Origin of the sequence: Pseudomonas sp. DCA-1, from assembly GCF_046523955.1 — a bacterium.
In the GTDB taxonomy this organism is placed as follows: Bacteria; Pseudomonadota; Gammaproteobacteria; order Pseudomonadales; family Pseudomonadaceae; genus Aquipseudomonas; species Aquipseudomonas putida_Y.
On the sequence record NZ_CP169881.1, the window covers coordinates 3,178,288 to 3,193,347 of the forward strand.

Consider the following 15,060-nt stretch of genomic DNA (forward strand, 5'->3'; position numbering starts at 1 on the left):
AGAAAAAACGGCATAGGCCGATACTGTGGGAGGCAGCGAGGTGCCTGGCTGGAGAGCTTTGGCGCCTCCCCGCCCCACCGCAAATAAAGCCATAACCCTTACTGCCAAAAAGGGATCCGCCCCCATGCCTTTGCGACAACTTTCCATCCAGTGGAAAATCACCCTGCTCGCCGGTCTCTGTCTGGCCGGTATCGTCACCTTGCTCGTCGGCCTGTCGCTGTACCGCATGGATCACAGTTCGGACCTGGTCAAGGCCAGCAGCATGCAGATGCTGACCGAGGCGGCGCAGTCACGTATCGAATCACAAGGTGAAGTGCAAGCGCTGAACATTCGCCGCCAGTTCATGGATGCCTACCAGTACGGCGCCGGCTTCGCCCGCCAGGTACTGTTCCTCCGCGAGCAGGCCGAAAAGCGCTTTCTCGATGCCTTCGACCTGCGCGAGGACATGACCCGCCAGGTGCGCGCCGCACTGCAAGCCAACCCCGACCTGCTCGGCCTGTCACTGGTGTTCGAGCCCAATGCCCTGGACGACAAGGACAGCCTGTTTGCCGGCAAGGCAGAACTGGGCAGCAACGAAACCGGGCGCTTTGCCCTGTACTGGTCGCAGCCACGCGCTGGCCAGCTGACCTCGATGGCCCTGCCCGAACATGACATGGCCAACACCGAGATCGGCCCCAGCGGCCAGCCGGCCAACACCTGGTGGGTGTGCCCTCGCACATCCGGCAAGGTGTGTGTGGTGGAGCCCTACTTCTACGACATCGACGGCCAGCAGGTGCTGATGACCAGCATCGTGTTTCCGCTGGCGGTCAACGGCAAGATCATTGCCACCCTGTCCATCGACATCAACCTCAACAGCCTGCAGGCACTGAGCCAGGAGGCCAGCCACAGCCTTTACGAAGGCCGCACCACGGTCGGCATTCTTACCCCGGTCGGCCTGCTGGCAGGCTACAGCGCCGATGCCAGCAAGCTTGCCCAGCGCTTCGACCAGGTAGACCCGACCAAAGGCGCCGAGCTGGTGCGCAAGCTGGCCGATGGCAAACTGACTATCCTCCACGACCGCCAGCGCTTGAAAGTGCTGGCGGCATTCCGGCCAATCCCGGACGCCCAGCCCTGGGGCGTGTTGCTGGATGTGCCGGAAAACGCCCTGACCGGGCCGGCCGAAACCCTGAAGCAGGAACTTGACGCGCTCAACACCAGTGGCACCCTGCTGGAACTGAGCCTGGGCCTGGCCGCAGCCATTGCCGGCCTGCTGCTGGTGTGGCTGATGGCCCGCGGCGTTACCCGGCCAATCCTTGGCGTGGCCGCCATGCTCAAGGACATTGCCAGCGGCGAAGGCGACCTGACCCGTCGCCTGACCTACCAGAAACAAGACGAACTGGGCGAACTGGCCGGCTGGTTCAACCGCTTCCTCGACAAATTGCAGCCAACCATCGCCGAGGTCAAAAGCTCGGTGCAGGCCGCCCGAGGCACGGCCGACCAATCCTCGGCGATTGCCACTGAAACCAGCGCTGGCATGGAGCAGCAGTACCGCCAAGTCGACCAGGTGGCCACCGCCTCGCATGAAATGAGCGCCACCGCCCAGGACGTTGCCCGCAGCGCCGCCCAGGCGGCACAGGCGGCACGCGATGCCGACCAGGCCACCCGCGAGGGCTTGGCGGTAATCGACCGCACCACCAGCAGCATTGGTGCACTGGCCGCCAACATGAGCGACACCATGGCCGAAATAGAAGGCCTGGCGCAGAACAGCGAGAAGATCGGCTCGGTACTGGAAGTGATCCGCTCGATCGCCGAACAGACCAACCTGCTGGCGCTCAACGCTGCCATCGAAGCTGCCCGCGCCGGTGAGGCCGGCCGTGGCTTTGCCGTGGTCGCCGATGAGGTGCGCAACCTGGCCCAGCGCACTCAGGAGTCGGTGGAAGAAACTCGTCAGGTCATCGAAGCACTGCAGAACGGCACCCGCGAAGTGGTCGGCGCCATGGACCACAGCCACCGCCAGGCCCAAGGTGGCGTGGAGCAGGTCGGCCAAGCCGTCACGGCATTGCAGCGCATTGGCCAGGCGGTGACGGTGATCACCGACATGAACCTGCAGATTGCCTCTGCCGCCGAGGAGCAAAGCGCGGTAGCCGAGGAAATCAACAGCAACGTGGCGACCATTCGTGATGTCACTGAATCACTGTCTGGCCAGGCCAACGAGTCGGCGCGGGTCAGCCAGTCGCTGAACAGCCTGGCCAACCAGCAGCAAGCGCTGATGGACCAGTTCCGCGTCTGAAGCAAACGGGGCCACGCCAGTGGCCCTGAAACCGACAAAACCTCGTCGTCTACACTTGCCCCCACTGCCAAGGGGTGGCGAACGACGAGGTTTACATGAATAGAATTCCAGCGCTGCTGGCCGGGCTGCTGTTGACGGTGGGCCTGGCCAGCACCGACAGCGCCGCATCGGCAGAACAGCCTTCACCTATCCATTTTGGTGCCATCGGCTGGGAAAGCGGCGCCCTCACTACCGAGATCCTGCGGCTGATCGTTGAGCGCGGCTACGGCTACCGTACCGACACCCTGCCTGGCAGCACGGTCAGCATGGAGGTGGCCCTGGCGCGCAATGACCTGCAAGTGATCGCCGAGGAATGGGCCGGGCGCAGCCCTGCCTGGGTCAAGGCCGAACAGGCCGGCCAGGTGTTCGCACTGGGCGATACGGTCAAAAACGCAGAGGAAGGTTGGTGGGTACCGGCCTATGTGATCGAGGGCGATGCCGCACGCAATCTGAAACCCGTGGCGCCGGAGCTGCACAGTGTCGAGGACCTCAAGCGTTACCCGCAGGTTTTTTCTGACCCCGAATCGCCCGGTAAAGGGCGCTTTCTCAACAGCCCGAGCGGCTGGACGTCTGAAACCGTCAACAGCCAGAAGCTCAAGGCCTATGGCCTGGATGGGCTCTACAGCAACTTCCGCAGTGGCTCCGGTGCCGCGATGGACGCCGAGATCGGTTCGGCAATCCGCCGTGGCAAACCCGTGCTGTTCTACTACTGGAACCCGACCCCGCTGATGGGGCGCTACAAGCTCATCCGGCTGGAAGAGCCACCGTTCGATGCCCAGGCCTGGGCCACCCTCACCGACCCCGCCAATCCCAACCCGAAGGGCAGCCGCTCGCTGCCGGCAAAGTTGTCGATTGGCGTGTCCAAAGCCTTCCGCGAAAACTACCCAGACCTGGTCAGCGTGTTCGAACAGGTCAACCTGCCCATCGATCGCCTGAACAAGGCCCTGGCCGTCATGAGCGAAAAACGCACGCCCCCGCGCAAAGCCGCCCTCACCTTCCTGCGCGATAACCGCGAGGTGTGGAAAGCCTGGCTGCCGGCGGACATCGCCGCCAAGGTCGAGGCCAGCCTGTGAGCAGCGGTTTCCCGCAAACCCTGCAGTTTTCCTTTGCCGACAGCGTCAACCGCCTGGTCGACTGGTTGGTATTGAACTACGGCGACCACCTGCGCGGTTTTTCTGACCAGTTGCTGCAACTGCTGGTCGGCCTGGAGAACCTGCTGCGTCTGTTGCCTTGGTGGCTGCTGTTGCTGCTGGTGGGGCTGCTGGCCTGGCACGCCAGCCGCAGCCTGCTGCGCAGCGCCGTGCTGGTCGCGCTGCTGGCCCTGATCGGTATGCTCGGGCTCTGGGACAAGCTGCTGCAGACCCTGGCTCTGGTGCTGGTCAGTACCGGCCTGTGCGTACTGGTGGGGGTACCGCTGGGCATCCTGCTGGCCACCCGCCCGCTGGCCAGACGGCTGCTGTTGCCAGTACTCGATGTGATGCAGACGCTACCTGCGTTCGTTTACCTGATCCCGGTGCTGATGCTGTTTGGCCTGGGCAAGGTGCCTGCCGTGTTCGCCACGCTGATCTACGCCCTGCCGCCGCTGGTGCGGTTGACCGAACTGGGCTTGAGCCAGATCGACCCCTCGCTGTTACAGGCGGCACACGGCCTTGGCGCCAGCCGTTGGCAGCGGTTGCGGCGCATCGCCCTGCCCTTGGCGCTGCCAAGTATCATGGCCGGGCTTAACCAGTCGGTGATGATGGCCTTGTCGATGGTAGTCGTGGCGTCGATGATCGGCGCCCGTGGGTTGGGCGAGGATGTGCTGGCGGGGATCCAGACCTTGAATGTTGGCCAAGGGGTGGAGGCCGGGCTGGCAATTGTCGCCCTGGCGATGGTGATCGACAGGATCAGCCAGGCCTATGGGCGTAGCAATCGCTGAGCCGTGTCGCCAGTGCCTGGGAGCAGCCTTGTGCTGCGAGAGGGCCGGGCCTGACAATACGTTTCTGTCAGCTGAGAACCGGACCTCAACCGCATGTCCCTGAAAGCCCTGCGCACCTTGGTGACCATCGCCCGCCACGGCACCTTTGCCCGCGCCGCCGACCTGCTCAGCCTCACCCCTTCGGCGGTCAGCCTGCACATCAAAACCCTCGAAGACGAACTGAAGGTGGCCTTGTTCGACCGTAGCCGCAGGCAGGTGGTGCTGACCGAAGCCGGCCAGTTGGCGGTGGCCCGCGCCGAAAGCCTTCTGGCTGCCTATGACGAACTGGCCGATGCCCTGGCCAGCGGCCCGAGCCTGCGCGGCCGCTTGCGCCTGGGGGCGATCCACACGGTGCTGGCGCGGCGTTTGCCCAAGGCGCTGGTGTGGATCAAGGCTCACCACCCGCAGCTACACATCAGCGTGGCCTCAGGCATGTCGGCGGAGCTGGCGCGGCGCGTGGAAGACGGTGAACTCGATGCAGCGATCACCACCGAACCGGTCAGCCCTTACCCGCAGAACCTGGACTTTACACCGCTGTTCGAGGACCGTTTCTGGGCCATTGCCAGCCCTGAACTGGCCGGGTATAGCGTGCCGCAGTTGCTGGCCAGCCAGCCTTTCCTGCGCTTCGACAAGCGTGCCTGGGCTGGCCGCCAGATCGAGCAGGAGCTACGCCGCCAGCATATGCAGGTGAGCGAACTGATGGAACTGGACAGCCAGGAAGCCCTGGCGCGCATGGCGGTGATGGGCCTGGGTGTGGCGGTTATCCCCATGGCGGACGACGACCTGCAACGCTTGCCACCCGCCACCTGCCTGCCGTTTGGCGAGCCGCAGCTGACCCGGCGGGTGGTGTTGCTGGAGCATGAAAAAAGCCAGCGGCGGCATTTGAGTGCGGTGTTGAAGACCGCCCTGGAAGCCTGAAGCCAGGCTGCTCGAAAGCGCGGTATGCGCCCACCAACATGCATTTTTCCTCAATGGTCACTGAAGAAAACAACGTTTTTACCGATTGATCCGCACCCGTAGTCTATGCCCGTACCCGACTACGGAATGCTGACCATGCTGCACTTGCTGCTGACCACCCTGCTACCCATCATCCTGCTCATTGCCCTGGGTACCTTCCTGCGTATTCGCGGTTTTCTTGCCGAGAGCTTCTGGCCTGGCGCCGAGCGCCTGAGCTACTACGTCCTGCTGCCGTCGCTGTTCCTTCATGGGCTGGCCACCGCCAACCTCGATGGCATACCGGTGCTGGGCATGGCAGGTGCCCTGATGCTCTCAACCTTGGTCGGTGCCTTATTGCTGGTGCTGTATCAGGGCACGGCAAATCATGATGGTGCCGATTTCACCTCGGTGTTTCAGGGCGGTATCCGCTTCAACAACTACATTGGTGCCACCCTGGCTGCGGGCATCTATGGCAGCGCCGGTATTGCCCTGGCGGCGGTGGCCAACGCGGCCATCGTGCCCTTGGTCAACCTGCTCTGCGTGCTGGTGTTTGCCCGCTTCAGCGCCCGTCACAGTTCCCCTGCCACAGTGCTTCGGGCGATCTTCGCCAACCCGTTGATCGTCGGCTGCGCTGGCGGGCTGATGCTACGGGTCTCGGGGCTGGGCTTGCCAGCCGGTATCGACGCCACGGTCAAGGCCTTGGGCCACGCCGCCCTGCCTCTGGGTTTGCTGTGTGTCGGCGCAGCACTGGGTGGCGCCAGCCTCGGCCAGCAGGTGCGGCCGCTGATGGCAGCATCGGCGTTCAAGTTCCTGGTCATGCCACTGACCACCTGGGGCCTTTGCCGGCTGCTCGGCCTGAGTGGCCAGGCTGCGGTGGTGGCGGTGTTGTTCCAGGCGCTGCCCACCGCTTCGTCATCTTATGTCATGGCCCGGCAAATGGGCGGCAATGCGCCACTGATGGCCACCATCATCGCTCTGCAGACCGTGGCCGCCGCCGCTACCCTGCCTTTGGTGTTAATGCTTACGCTTGGCTAGACTGAAATTCTGCCCACCGCCTGGTAGTTCGCCCATGCGCCTTTACTGCATGCTGATCGGCTTGACCTCGGCCCTGCTCGCAGGCCCCCTCCATGCCGCTGACCCGGCCAAAGCCGCCGTTGCCGAGGACAAGGCCGAAATGCTTGAAGAAAAGGTCGTTGAAGATGCACCTCCCCCCAAAAAAGCGGAGAAACTGACCCCCGGCGAAGCGCGGGCAGTGGACCCGGCTGGCAAGGCGCCGCTGGATGACAGCATCACCTGCCTGGCACGTACCATCTACTGGGAAGCCAAAGGCGCCGACGCCAAAGACATGACCGCAGTGGCCAGTGTGGTGCTCAACCGCCTGGGCCACGATGGCTTTCCCGACACCATCTGCGCGGTAGTCAAACAGGGTGTGGAGGCCAAGGCCTGTCAGTTCTCATGGTGGTGTGACGGGCGCCCGGACCAGGTCGAGGAACCGCAACGCTACGACGTTGCCAAAGAGATCGCACGCAAGGCACTGAACCAGCAGTTGAAAGACCCCACCGGTGGCGCATTGTACTTCCACGACCGCACGGTGCGCCCCGACTGGGCCAAGGCTTATCGCAAGACCGCGCAGACCACCCACTTCCTGTTCTACAAGCCGAACCAGGCATTGGCCCATTGACGCGTAAACGGCTGACAACGCTGGCCCGATGCGAATGACTGGCAACTGACCGCACTTTTCCACCGACCAGGGGTCTACTCCCTCTTTTGCCGCCAGTAACGATTGCCGGCGTTTTCATTGTCTTGCACGACCTCGGGCCAAAAGCCGCGGGCTTGTGTAGGATGAGCAGCGCACACCACGACGCTGCCAGTCATAGGGAGATCCACATGCGCGTCCTGACATCCGTTGTCGCCTTGTCACTGGGCCTGGTCGTTTCGACCGGGGCGCTGGCAGCCACCGGCGAAGAGGCGCAGTTGATCGATTCGATCAATGTCTACCGCAGCAAGGCCCAGCCCTGCGGTGGCGGGGCGTCGCTGGAACTGCCGCCGCTCAACAGCGACACACGTCTGGCGCTGTCGCCAGAGGGCACCCGCGACCTGCAACAGGCCATGACCCGCGCCGCCTACCCAATGGTCAGCGTCCAGGCCATCAGCCTGTCGGGGCCACGCGATGCACGCGCCGCCATGCATGCCATTGAGGAAAGCTTCTGCCAGGTGGTGCTCGATCCGCAATTCGTCGATATCGGCGTCAGCCAGGAGGGCCGCGACTGGCGCATCGTGCTGGCACGGCCGCTGCTCACCGGCCGCCTGGGCGACTGGCAAGCCGAGGGGCAGAAGGTGCTGCAGGAGGTCAACGCCGCGCGCAAGGTGCCACGGCAATGCGGCGGCCAGCCGTTTGCCGCCGCCCCGGCACTCAGCTGGAGCACAGTGCTGGCCGGGGTCGCCGCCAACCACACACGGGCGATGGCCAACCAGAACTTCTTCGACCACATCGATAAAGATGGCCGCACACCCGGTGACCGGGCGGAACTGGCCGGATACCTGTACCAGCAGATCGGCGAAAATATCACTGCCGGGCGTGACACAGCGCAAAAGGTCGTCAACGGCTGGCTGGACAGCCCGGGGCACTGCGCCACGCTGATGAATCCGGCTTTCCGTGAACTGGGCGCTGCCTATGCGGTGGACCCCAAGAGTGATGCCGGGATCTACTGGACAGGCGTGTTCGGGACGCCGCAGTAGGTCACGTGAAGGGGCAATTGCCTGCACGCAACTGCAAGGCCGTACAACCAAACCGACGCCGCACGCATTTGCCAAGGTAGCTGGCATCCCCCAGGCCCACCTCATCGGCAATCTGCGCCAGGCTGTGGCTGGAGTTGAGTAAACGCCAGCGCGCCTGCTGCAAGCGCATCTCCAGCCACCAGGCCTTGGTGCTCATGCCGTGGCTGGCCTGGAACTGCCGGTCCAGTTGACGCCGGCTGATGCCCAGTTCCGCAGCCAGTTGCTCCACGGCCAACGGCGTGCCCAGGTGATGACGCATCAGTGCTTGCGCCCGCTGCACCTGGCGCCCCTGACCGGCACCCAGCTCCAGCGAGCGCAAGGCGTGACGGCTGTCGCGGGTCTCGTCCACCAGCATGTCAGCCAGCCCTTTGAGCGCACGCGTTCGCCCGCAAGCGCGTGAAAGTAGGGCAACGGCCAGGTCTATGGCGGCAGTGCCACCGGCGCACGTGATGCGATTGCCATCGATGCAGTACAACTGCTCGCTCAGCAGCTGCAACTGCGGAAAAGCAGCACGAAACTCGGCTTCGTGACGCCAGTGCACCACCACCTTGTGCCCCTGCAGCAGGCCGCAGGCCGCCAGCAGGAAGGCGCCATTGTCGACCCCCACCAGCTTGACACCCGCCTTGGCGGCCTGCCTGAGCAAAGCCTGGTAACGTGGCGCCAGCGCTGCGGTGGCCATGGCACTGCGGCCGCCAAACACCACCAGGTAGTCGAAACAGTTCAGCTCGAGCTGATCAGCAATGGCCTCGACCTGCAGTACCGCGCCACTGCTCGACGGTATCGGCTCAAGGCTGAGCCCCGCCACCGTCCAGCTGCAATAGCGTTGCTGGCTGTAGTCCTCGTCGTCGGCGCTGAAGCGCAATTTGTCGAGAAAGGCGCCAAACGGCAGCAAGGCAAAATCCGGTAACGGCATGATCAGCAAGCGGATGTCGGGCGGCATGAAACCACGTCCAGAAAAGACCCTTTTATGACCAGATAATACTCTTCCAGCTTGAGCGTTGCGCCATAGACTGGCGCCCTCTCTCGAACAAGGTATTTTTCAGCATGGCACTGGACACCTGGCTCATCTACCTGCTGGCCAGCATCGGTCTGTCGCTGACCCCGGGGCCTAACAGCCTGTTGGCGTTGACCCATGGCGCGCTATATGGCGCACGACGAACGCTGTTCACCATCGTGGGCGGGGTATTGGGTTTCAGCGCCCTCATCGCCTTGGCCATGTACGGCCTCAGCGCACTGCTCCAAACCTCGGCGTCGGTGCTGGGCGTCCTGAAGTGGGTGGGTGGGGCTTATTTGATCTGGCTAGGCATTCAACTGTGGCGCAGCCCAGGCCTGCAGCTGGAACTGACCGAGCAAAGCGCGCGGCGCGGCAATGCGGGGCTGTTTCGCCAGGGCCTGCTTTCGGCCATGGCCAACCCCAAGGTTTTGCTGTTCTATGGTGCCTTCCTGCCGCAGTTCATCGACCCACAGCGAGGGCTGGTGCTGCAGTTTGCGGTGATGGCCGCGACCTTTGCCAGCGTCGAGTTCCTGGTCGAGTATTTGCTGGCACGCCTGGCGTTTCGCATTCGGCCTTGGCTGGCCAAGGGAGGTAAAGGTTTCAATCGCTGCTGCGGCAGCCTGTTTGCCTTGATTGGCCTGGCGCTGCCGCTTGGCCGATAGCGGGCCCGCGAACACGGGCGAAGCCCGTGCCCTCCATCGCGTACCGGTTCAACCCCGGCGCGCTTTGAGTAGAAACACAACCAGCGCCACACCCGGCAACCCCGCCCCCACCAGTGCCACACCCTGCCAGCCAAACTGGCTGAACAGCGCACTGGCCACCGCCGACCCCAGCGCCCCGCCAAGGAAAATGCTGGTCATGTACACCGCATTCAGCCGCCCGCGGCTGGCAGGGTCCAGTGCGTACACTTCGCGCTGGCCGATGACCATGTTCATCTGCACCGCAAAGTCCAGCAACACGCCGGTAAGGCCCAGGCCAATCACGCTGTAACCCGGCACTGTCAGCCCCATCAACAAGGCCGCTGGCGCCAGCAACAGCGCCAGCAGCGAGCCGGCCCGGGCATGCCCGGCATCGGCCAGGCGGCCGGCCATGGGCGCAGCAACGGCACCCACCGCGCCGACAAGGGCGAACACAGCGATCTGGCTTTGTGACAGGCCATGCTCACCGGCAAGCGCCATCGGCACCGCCGTCCAGTAAAGGCTGAACGCTGCAAACATCAGTGCCTGGTAAAACGAACGCTGGCGCAACAGCGGATAACGACGCAGCAGTGTGAGCAGCGACAGCATCAACCCGGCATAGCTGGCTTTGTGCTCGGGACGCCGCTGCGGCAAGGTCAACACCAGCAGCAGGATGATCGCCAGCATTACCCCTGCGGCGCCAATGAACACCGCACGCCAGCCGAAGTGGTCGGCCACCAGGCTCGACAGCGGTCGCGCCAGCAGGATGCCCAGCAGCAAGCCGCCCATGATGTTACCAACCACACGACCACGCTGCTGCTCCGGCGCCAGATGCGCTGCCAGCGGGATGAGCATCTGCACCGACACCGAACTGAAGCCGATCAGCAGTGCGTAACCCAGGAACAGCTGGCCCTGGCCGCTGCTGCTGGTACCCGCCAGCAGCAGGCTGACGCACGCCAGGACCGCGGTGGCCACCATCAGGCGGCGGTTTTCCAGCAGGTCGGCCAGCGGTACCAGCAACAATAGGCCCAGGGCATATCCCAGCTGAGTGAGAGAAACGATCAGGCTGGCATGCTCGGTGGACAGCCCAAGGTCCGGTGCGATCAGCCCGACGATGGGCTGGGCGTAGTAGATGTTGGCGACGATCGCGCCGCAGCAGAACGCCAGCAGCACTACCAGAGCCCGGCTCAGGCTGGCGGCTGCCGGTTGCGCTGTCGCAAGGGAGGGGTTCATGCGAAGTTCCTCGACAAGGGATGGGGAGATGCTGGCCACCTTACCCATGCACGCCATCGCCGAGAATCCGGCGGTGGCGCAATGCGGCTTTGCGCACAGCGCAACACTAGTTGCCGCGTATGAGCAAATTTTCGCAAAAGTCGATGAATGCGTTTACCCGCCGTGAGCCCCGGTGGTTGGGCATATACAAGGCGTTGATGCTGCTATTGGCCGTGCCAGGGCTGGCCTGCCAGTCGGGGAAAACCCGCTGCAGGCGCCCCGCCAGCACATCCTCGCGTACCAGCCAGTCGGCCAGCAGTGCGATACCACTGCCTGCCAGTGCCGTTTCACGCAACATGTCGGCATTGGCGCTGCGCAATGGCCCGCTTACATCCAGCTCCAGGCTGTCCTGGCCACAGGTCAGGCGCCAGGGGCGCGCTTTCTGCCCATAGCGAAAGCGCAGGCAGGCATGGTCAAGCAACTCCCGGGGATGCTGCAGTGGCTCACGCCCGGCCAGGTAAGCCGGGCTGGCCACCAGCCAACGCTGAAAACCGCCCAGCCGGCGGCACACCAGCTCGTCATTGGGCGAGGGGTCGCCCAGGCGAATCGACAGGTCATAGCGCCCGTCAAGCAAGTCGTCCAGGCGGTCGCTGAGGTCGATGTCCAGTTCCAGTGCCGGGTGCTGCGCCAGAAACGGCCCCAGGTGCGGGGCGATGACCCGCCGGCCGAACTCCACTGGCAGGCTCAGGCGCAGTACACCAACAGGCTCCTCGCCGCGATCGGCGATGCTGGCATCAGCCTCGTCCAGTGCTTCAAAAATGCCCCGTGCCCGCTCGTAGTAACGGGCGCCGGCTTCGGTCAGGCTGACCTGGCGCGTCGAACGGTTGAGCAAGGTGGCGCCCAACGACGCTTCCAGGGCATCGACCAGACGTGTCACCGACGATGTCGCCAGCCCTAGCCTGCGCGCGGCAGCAGAAAAGCCTTGAGCATCGACAGTGGCCACGAACATTTTCATCGCCAGCAGCTTGTCCATGTTCAGCCCGTCTTCCAAAAACCGGAAAGTTCTTACAAACCGCCGAGCGGGTCAAGCAGCGCGCCCCACGGCAATCGCGTCCATAGTGAAATCAACCCAATTCCAAGGAGGCTTGCCATGACGCTGAACAACCTGCTGACCGCCCTGCCGCCCTGCGATCCCGCCAGCGCCGAACGTGTCGACGAATTGCTCAGCCGCCCAGGCGTACGCGTGGAGCGTATCGTCTCCAGCGGGCAGGCAAGCCCACCCGGCTTCTGGTACGACCAGGCCGAAGGCGAGTGGATCATGTTGCTCAGGGGGGCTGCCGCCCTGCGTTTCGAGCACGAGCGCCACACCCGCCTGCTGGCGCCGGGCGATTGTCTGGACATCCCCCCGCACCACCGCCACCGCGTGGAATGGACCGCGCCCGGCACAGCCACCATCTGGCTCGCGGTGTTCTATAGCAGCAGCACCCCATGGCCGGCATGAAGGGGCCATGCCTGCCCGTGCACAAGGCGCAGTTGCCCCGTCGCCGTGCAAGGTTGGGCTTACGACCAAAGCATGAATACAAATCGAAGAGGCCTCATAAACGCCCCGTTCAATGCGTTTTTCAGCACCTTATCTATACTTTTAGCCACATCTTCGTAAGTTCAGCCCTGCGACAATCAGCCTCGCTCAATTATGTACCAACTTGTTAATTAGCAAGCTAAGGGCTTAAACTGCGCGCATTCCACCTGCTGAGATCCCTGGCATGAAAGAAACACCGCGCGCCTCTGGCGCCACACACTTCATCCTGGTCGGCCTGGGCGTGATCGTCGCCCTGCTCGGCCTCCTCCTGGCTGCTGGCGGCGTCAAGCTCGCCGGTCTGGGCGGTTCCTGGTACTTCCTGATCGGCGGCTTGGCCATGGCCATCGCCGGTGTCCTCATTGCTCGGCGCAAGAGGGCTGGCGCCTGGCTGTATGCCGTGTTCTTGATCGGCACTGCCATCTGGGCACTGATCGATGCGGGCCTGGTGTTCTGGCCGCTGTTCTCGCGCCTGTTCATGTTCGGCGCAATCGGCATGGTCGTGGCGCTGGTCTACCCGCTGCTGGCGCGTGCCAATGGCGCCAGCGCCGGGCGCGGTGCCTACGGCGTCGCCGGGGTAATGGCCGTGGTGCTGGTGGTCGCTGTCGGCAACATGTTCGTTGCCCACCCAAGCGTTGCTCCCAACGGCAAAGGCCCTGGCATGACCCCAGTCGAAACCGGCAAGGAACAGAAAGACTGGGCCCACTACGGCAACACCGAAGGTGGCAGCCGCTTCGCCGCGCTTGACCAGATCAACCGTGACAACGTCAACAAGCTGAAGGTAGCGTGGACCTACCACACCGGCGACGTCGCGATCAGTGACGGCAACGGTGCCGAAGACCAGCTCACCCCGCTGCAGATCGGCAGCAAGGTGTTCATCTGCACCCCGCACAACAACCTGATCGCACTCGATGCCGACACCGGCAAAGAACTGTGGAAGAACGAAATCAACGCCCAGTCCAAGGTCTGGCAGCGTTGCCGTGGCATGGCCTACTTCGACGCCACTGCCGCCATCGCCCAGCCAACCCAGCCGAACAGCTCGCCGATCACCAGCGTTAGCGTAGCGGCCGGTGCCAACTGCCAGCGTCGCCTGCTGACCAACACCATCGACGGCCGCCTGATTGCCGTCGACGCCGACAACGGCGAGTTCTGCCAGGGCTTCGGCAACAATGGCCAGGTTGACCTCAAGGCCGGCCTGGGTGATGTACCGGACTCCTACTACCAGCTGTCCTCGGCACCACTGATGGCCGGCACTACCGTAGTGGTCGGCGGCCGTGTTGCCGACAACGTCCAGACCGACATGCCAGGTGGCGTGATCCGTGGTTTTGACGTGATCACCGGTGAAATGCGCTGGGCCTTCGACCCGGGCAACCCGGAAGATCGCCAGGCACCACAGGCCGACAGCACCTACGTGCGCAGCACCCCGAACAGCTGGGCGCCGATGTCCTACGACCCGGCGATGAACACCGTGTTCCTGCCGATGGGTTCGTCGTCCACTGACATCTACGGCGTAGAGCGCAGCAAACTGGACCACACTTACGGCGCTTCGGTGCTGGCCCTGGACGCCACCACCGGCAACCAGAAGTGGGTGTTCCAGACCGTGCACAACGACCTCTGGGACTTCGACCTGCCCATGCAGCCAAGCCTGATCGACTTCACCAAGGACGACGGCCAGTCGGTACCTGCCGTGGTGATCGGCACCAAGGCCGGGCAGATCTACGTGCTCGACCGCGCCACCGGCAAACCGCTGACCCAGGTCGACGAAGTACCGGTCAAGCCAAGCAACATCCCGAACGAGCCGTACTCCGCTACCCAGCCCAAGTCGGTGGGCATGCCGCAGATTGGCGCGCAGACCCTGACCGAATCGGACATGTGGGGTGCCACCCCTTACGACCAGCTGCTGTGCCGCATCGACTTCAAGAAGATGCGCTACGACGGCCTGTACACCGCGCCGGGCACCGACCTGTCGCTGAGCTTCCCGGGTTCGCTGGGTGGCATGAACTGGGGCAGCATTTCTACCGACCCGGTACATGGCTTCATCTTCGTCAACGACATGCGTCTGGGCCTGTGGATCCAGATGATTCCTTCGCAGAACAAAGGTGGTGCAGCATCCGGTGGCGAAGCACTGAACACTGGCATGGGCGCGGTACCGCTCAAGGGCACCCCGTATGCCGTGAACAAGAACCGCTTCCTGTCGGTCGCAGGCATTCCATGCCAGGCACCGCCGTTCGGCACCCTGACCGCCATCGACATGAAGACCCGCCAGGTAGCCTGGCAGGTACCGGTCGGCACCGTTGAAGACACCGGCCCGCTCGGCATCCGCATGCACCTGCCGATCAAGATCGGCCTGCCAACGCTGGGCGGCACCCTGTCGACCCAAGGCGGCCTGGTGTTCATCGCCGGCACCCAGGACTTCTACCTGCGCGCCTACGACAGCAGCAATGGCAAGGAAATCTGGAAGGCTCGCCTGCCCGTTGGCAGCCAGGGCGGCCCGATGACCTACGTCTCGCCGAAAACCGGCAAGCAATACGTGGTGATCACTGCTGGCGGTGCACGCCAGTCGACTGATCGTGGCGACTACGTGATTTCTTACGCTCTGCCGTAAGACCGCGTCGCCTGCTT

At 63.9% G+C, this 15,060-nt stretch carries 11 protein-coding genes and 3 pseudogenes; 11 read left to right on the plus strand and 3 right to left on the minus strand.

Features of this window, described 5'->3' with window-relative positions; genetic code table 11:
* Positions 1-445 precede the first annotated feature (445 nt).
* The 8 genes and pseudogenes from ACE4QZ_RS15010 to ACE4QZ_RS15045 form a co-directional block, all read left to right on the plus strand.
* A pseudogene (locus ACE4QZ_RS15010) lies at positions 446-1,363 on the plus strand (chemotaxis protein); the annotation flags it as partial.
* A 393-nt stretch (positions 1,364-1,756) separates the two neighbouring features.
* A pseudogene (locus ACE4QZ_RS15015) lies at positions 1,757-2,269 on the plus strand (methyl-accepting chemotaxis protein); the annotation flags it as partial.
* Positions 2,270-2,364: 95 nt separating this feature from the next.
* On the plus strand, positions 2,365-3,381 hold the full coding sequence (locus tag ACE4QZ_RS15020; RefSeq protein ID WP_021781659.1) for an ABC transporter substrate-binding protein: 1,017 nt from the start codon (positions 2,365-2,367) through the stop codon (positions 3,379-3,381).
* Positions 3,378-4,226: an ABC transporter permease gene (locus tag ACE4QZ_RS15025; RefSeq protein ID WP_021781660.1), complete on the plus strand. Its 849-nt coding sequence runs from the start codon at positions 3,378-3,380 to the stop codon at positions 4,224-4,226. The genes ACE4QZ_RS15020 and ACE4QZ_RS15025 overlap by 4 nt, the downstream gene beginning before the upstream one ends.
* Positions 4,227-4,319: 93 nt before the next feature.
* Complete coding sequence (locus tag ACE4QZ_RS15030; protein WP_021781661.1) at positions 4,320-5,183, plus strand: LysR family transcriptional regulator; 864 nt, start codon at positions 4,320-4,322, stop codon at positions 5,181-5,183.
* 135 nt (positions 5,184-5,318) lie between these two features.
* Complete coding sequence (locus ACE4QZ_RS15035) at positions 5,319-6,236, plus strand: AEC family transporter (protein ID WP_021781662.1); 918 nt, start codon at positions 5,319-5,321, stop codon at positions 6,234-6,236.
* Positions 6,237-6,270: 34 nt separating this feature from the next.
* Entirely contained in the window at positions 6,271-6,882 is a 612-nt protein-coding gene (locus ACE4QZ_RS15040; RefSeq protein WP_021781663.1) for a cell wall hydrolase, read from the plus strand.
* A 206-nt stretch (positions 6,883-7,088) separates the two neighbouring features.
* The gene (locus ACE4QZ_RS15045) at positions 7,089-7,940 is read left to right on the plus strand and encodes a CAP domain-containing protein (RefSeq protein WP_021781664.1); all 852 of its coding nucleotides are present in this window, start codon (positions 7,089-7,091) and stop codon (positions 7,938-7,940) included.
* Here the strand turns inward: ACE4QZ_RS15045 and ACE4QZ_RS15050 are convergent.
* A pseudogene (locus tag ACE4QZ_RS15050) lies at positions 7,907-8,919 on the minus strand (GlxA family transcriptional regulator). The gene ACE4QZ_RS15045 and the pseudogene ACE4QZ_RS15050 sit on opposite strands and share 34 nt — an antisense overlap.
* 104 nt (positions 8,920-9,023) lie before the next feature.
* Here ACE4QZ_RS15050 and ACE4QZ_RS15055 point away from each other — a divergent pair.
* Positions 9,024-9,635 carry a LysE family translocator gene (locus tag ACE4QZ_RS15055; RefSeq protein ID WP_021781665.1) on the plus strand — a complete coding sequence of 204 codons (612 nt, stop codon included), beginning with the start codon at positions 9,024-9,026 and terminating at the stop codon, positions 9,633-9,635.
* Between the two features lie 48 nt (positions 9,636-9,683).
* Here ACE4QZ_RS15055 and ACE4QZ_RS15060 read toward each other — a convergent pair whose 3' ends face one another.
* Positions 9,684-10,883, minus strand: a complete 1,200-nt coding sequence (locus ACE4QZ_RS15060; RefSeq protein ID WP_021781666.1) for an MFS transporter — start codon at positions 10,881-10,883, stop codon at positions 9,684-9,686.
* Positions 10,884-10,989: 106 nt separating this feature from the next.
* Positions 10,990-11,895, minus strand: coding sequence for a LysR family transcriptional regulator (locus tag ACE4QZ_RS15065; RefSeq protein WP_021781667.1), 906 nt, complete (start codon positions 11,893-11,895; stop codon positions 10,990-10,992).
* 117 nt (positions 11,896-12,012) lie between these two features.
* Here ACE4QZ_RS15065 and ACE4QZ_RS15070 point away from each other — a divergent pair, with 117 nt between their 5' ends.
* Both ACE4QZ_RS15070 and ACE4QZ_RS15075 read left to right on the plus strand, forming a co-directional pair.
* Positions 12,013-12,363, plus strand: a complete 351-nt coding sequence (locus ACE4QZ_RS15070) for a cupin (RefSeq protein WP_021781668.1) — start codon at positions 12,013-12,015, stop codon at positions 12,361-12,363.
* A 262-nt stretch (positions 12,364-12,625) separates the two neighbouring features.
* Positions 12,626-15,043: a glucose/quinate/shikimate family membrane-bound PQQ-dependent dehydrogenase gene (locus ACE4QZ_RS15075; RefSeq protein WP_021781669.1), complete on the plus strand. Its 2,418-nt coding sequence runs from the start codon at positions 12,626-12,628 to the stop codon at positions 15,041-15,043.
* The last annotated feature ends 17 nt before the right edge of the window (positions 15,044-15,060 follow it).

Excerpts from the sequence above, each read along its gene's own strand:
- ACE4QZ_RS15060 (WP_021781666.1), bottom strand. The coding sequence starts at position 10,883 with ATGAACCCCTCCCTTGCGACAGCGCAACCGGCAGCCGCCAGCCTGAGC.
- ACE4QZ_RS15035 (WP_021781662.1), top strand. The coding sequence starts at position 5,319 with ATGCTGCACTTGCTGCTGACCACCCTGCTACCCATCATCCTGCTCATT.
- ACE4QZ_RS15075 (WP_021781669.1), top strand. The coding sequence starts at position 12,626 with ATGAAAGAAACACCGCGCGCCTCTGGCGCCACACACTTCATCCTGGTC.
- ACE4QZ_RS15065 (WP_021781667.1), bottom strand. The coding sequence starts at position 11,895 with ATGGACAAGCTGCTGGCGATGAAAATGTTCGTGGCCACTGTCGATGCT.
- ACE4QZ_RS15040 (WP_021781663.1), top strand. The coding sequence starts at position 6,271 with ATGCGCCTTTACTGCATGCTGATCGGCTTGACCTCGGCCCTGCTCGCA.
- ACE4QZ_RS15030 (WP_021781661.1), top strand. The coding sequence starts at position 4,320 with ATGTCCCTGAAAGCCCTGCGCACCTTGGTGACCATCGCCCGCCACGGC.
- ACE4QZ_RS15070 (WP_021781668.1), top strand. The coding sequence starts at position 12,013 with ATGACGCTGAACAACCTGCTGACCGCCCTGCCGCCCTGCGATCCCGCC.
- ACE4QZ_RS15020 (WP_021781659.1), top strand. The coding sequence starts at position 2,365 with ATGAATAGAATTCCAGCGCTGCTGGCCGGGCTGCTGTTGACGGTGGGC.
- ACE4QZ_RS15055 (WP_021781665.1), top strand. The coding sequence starts at position 9,024 with ATGGCACTGGACACCTGGCTCATCTACCTGCTGGCCAGCATCGGTCTG.
- ACE4QZ_RS15045 (WP_021781664.1), top strand. The coding sequence starts at position 7,089 with ATGCGCGTCCTGACATCCGTTGTCGCCTTGTCACTGGGCCTGGTCGTT.